Consider the following 2738-nt stretch of genomic DNA (forward strand, 5'->3'; position numbering starts at 1 on the left):
CTCAAGGAACAGACGCTCATCCTCGATCAGCCTTTCGGCATCCCGCAGGAGGCTCGTTCACCATCGTAGCGGATGTTTTCTGCATTTCTGACCACCTGGGTGGTCATTCCTGCTGCTTCCGCTCGATCGCTTCCGGCCGGAACGTTATCGCATGTGTTCGCGCCACCGACGTGGTGCGAAGCCGATCTCGTCCTGCCCGGAGGCAACCTCTCTAACTTAGACGGGCCGGTCGCTGGCGGTCAACCCCCGGTCGCCGGCACTCGTCGAGCGCTGCTCCCGGTACGTGACCGCCGTGCGGTCCTGCTCCGTCCCCCGGACGGCCGCCACCACCGGCTTCTGCCGGCATGGTCTGCGTCGGGGTGCCTACCCGGGGGACCGACCACGTGTCTGGCGACTCCGTGTCCGTTCCTCCCTGCCGGGCGGCCTCGAGAAAGTTACGCAGTCGGCGGGCGCGATGCAAGCCGCTGGAGCGCGGCCTGCGTCACACCGCGTGGTCCTGCTGACCCGGTACGGCGCAGGCTCGGTACGGCGCCGGCTCAGTACAGCGCCGACGCGAGCGCCCGCCGGGCGGCTGCGACACGGGGGTCGTCCCCGCCCACGACCTCGAACAGCTCGACGAGCCGCCGGCGCACGCGTTCGCGCTCGTCACCCGCGGTGCGCCGCACGACGTCGACGAGCCGGGCGAAGGCGTCCTCGACCGCCCCGCCGAAGACGTCGAGGTCCGCGACCGCGAGCTGCGCGTCGACGTCGGCCGGGTCCGCGGCGGCGGCCTCGCGCACCGCGCGCAGGTCCGCACCGGCCGTGCGCTCGAGGAGACCCACCTGGGCGAGGCCCGCGGTGGCCATGGTGTCCCTCGGGTTCTCGCGCAGCGCCTGCTCGTACGCCGCGCGTGCCGCCGGCAGGTCGTCGCGCTCGATGGCGTCGTACGCCGCCTGGTGCAGCGGCGGCAGCGCCGGCTCGGGCGCGACCTCCGCCGGGGGCTCCTGCTCGCCCGGCGCGACGCGACCGGTGATGCCGTTGGCCTCCGCCGCCGCCAGGAGCTGGTCGAGCACCGCCCGCACCTGCTCGCGCGGGTAGGCCCCCTGGAACAGCGGCAGGGGCTGGCCGGCCAGCACCGCCACGACCGTCGGCACCGACTGGGCCTGGAACGCCGCCGCGACCTGCGGGTTCGCCTCCGCGTCGACGCGTGCCAGCAGCCACCGGCCGTCGTCGTCCTGCGCCAGCGCCGCGAGGTCCGCGACGACCTGCTGGCTGACCTCGCTCCACGGCGCCCACAGCACGACCACGACGGGGTGCTGGGTCGACGCCTGCACGACGTCGCCGAACGTCGACTCGTCGACGTCGCGCACGTACGACGTCGCGGCCGGCAGGCCGCCCGGCGCTCCGGGCGGGGGCGTCGCGGGACGGCTCAGCGCGGACAGGTCCACGGCACCTCGCACGTCCAGCCGGGGCCGCGGCTGGGGCGACTGCTGCGACATCACCATCTCCTCGGGTCGGGTCGTCGGGGACTCACGGGCACCAGTGTCGTGGACACCGGGCGCCGGTCGTGCGCGCCGCGGCCGTCGATCCGTGCGGCGCGCGTCACTGCGCCGTGGCGGCCGTGACGGTGTGCTCCGCCGCCAGGACCTGCGCCTGCGCGCCGCTGTCCGCCGGCGGGACGTACACCACCAGCACGTCGGTGAAGACGCGGCTGAGGCTCGAGGCGGTGGTCGCGCCGCCGGCGAGCGCCGCGTAGAAGGGCTCGACCGAGACGGTGCCGCCCGGCGCCGTCACGCTGACGGTCGACGTGGTCGTCATCTCGGTGACCACGAGCGCGCCGCCGTCGACGGTCGCGAGCGTGACGACGGGTGCCGCCGCGGCCGCGTACGTCTCCGCGAGCGTCGCGGCCTCGCCGAGGGTCGCGACCGTGTCGCCGCGCGCCTTCTCGATCGCGGCGCGGAAGCTGTCGGGGGCGAACGTCGCCGCGTGCGCCGACGCGTCGCCGCTCGTCAGCACGTCGGCGTAGCGGGGCCCGACCTCGGACGGCGGCACCAGCAGGCCGGCCGCGTCGGCGGGCAGCTCGGGGCTGCCCTCCTCGGGCGCCGCGGTGGCCGGCATCTGCACGCCCTGGAGCAGGCGCGCCCAGCCCCAGAGCTTGTACGGCTCGCGCGGCGACGCCTGCTGCAGCACCAGCACGCGGGGGGCCTGGAGGTCGTCGGGCTGCTCGGTGACGACGAGCTGCGTGCGGGGCCAGCCGGCCGTCTCCGGGACGACGAGGGCCTGCTCGTCGAGCGGGAGCGCCGTCGGGACGCGCGCACCGCCCGTCGCGCCGGCCCACACGTACTCGGCGGTGCGGGTGGCGAGCGCCGGGCCGACGAGCCGGGCGGGCAGGCCGGCCGGGTCGCGGGTGGTGTCCGCGGCCGTGAGCACCTCGTTCACCGACGCGAGCACGCGCTGCGCCTGGTCGACGGTCACCGCCGGGGGCGGGACCGCGCCGACCGGCTCGGGCGCGGGCTCCGGGAGCGGCGTCGCGCAGCCCGCGAGCGCCACCACCGCGGCCACGACGAGGGCGGTCGGCGTCGTGCGACGCGGCGTCGTGCGGCGGCTGCCGGTCATCGGTCCTCCTCGCGGTCGGTCGTGGCGTCGTCCCCGTCGGCGGGCAGCGGGGGCAGGCCCCACGCGCGGCGCCAGGCGTCGGCGCGCGAGCCGCCCGGTGCGTCGGGCGACGGCGGTGCGGGCGGCGCGTCGCGGAGCCACGC

2 protein-coding genes are annotated in these 2738 nt (G+C 76.4%); both read right to left on the reverse strand.

The window, feature by feature from the left end; all coding sequences use genetic code 11:
- Positions 1 to 536 precede the first annotated feature (536 nt).
- Positions 537 to 1478: a tetratricopeptide repeat protein gene (locus AB6N23_RS17985; RefSeq protein WP_412867332.1), complete on the reverse strand. Its 942-nt coding sequence runs from the start codon at positions 1476 to 1478 to the stop codon at positions 537 to 539.
- A 103-nt stretch (positions 1479 to 1581) separates the two neighbouring features.
- Positions 1582 to 2595, reverse strand: coding sequence for a DUF8094 domain-containing protein (locus AB6N23_RS17990; RefSeq protein ID WP_412867333.1), 1014 nt, complete (start codon positions 2593 to 2595; stop codon positions 1582 to 1584).
- Positions 2596 to 2738: the final 143 nt, after the last annotated feature.

Source organism: Cellulomonas pasadenensis (assembly GCF_047229365.1).
GTDB lineage: Bacteria > Actinomycetota > Actinomycetes > Actinomycetales > Cellulomonadaceae > Cellulomonas.

Excerpts from the sequence above, each read along its gene's own strand:
- AB6N23_RS17985 (WP_412867332.1), bottom strand. The coding sequence starts at position 1,478 with ATGTCGCAGCAGTCGCCCCAGCCGCGGCCCCGGCTGGACGTGCGAGGT.
- AB6N23_RS17990 (WP_412867333.1), bottom strand. The coding sequence starts at position 2,595 with ATGACCGGCAGCCGCCGCACGACGCCGCGTCGCACGACGCCGACCGCC.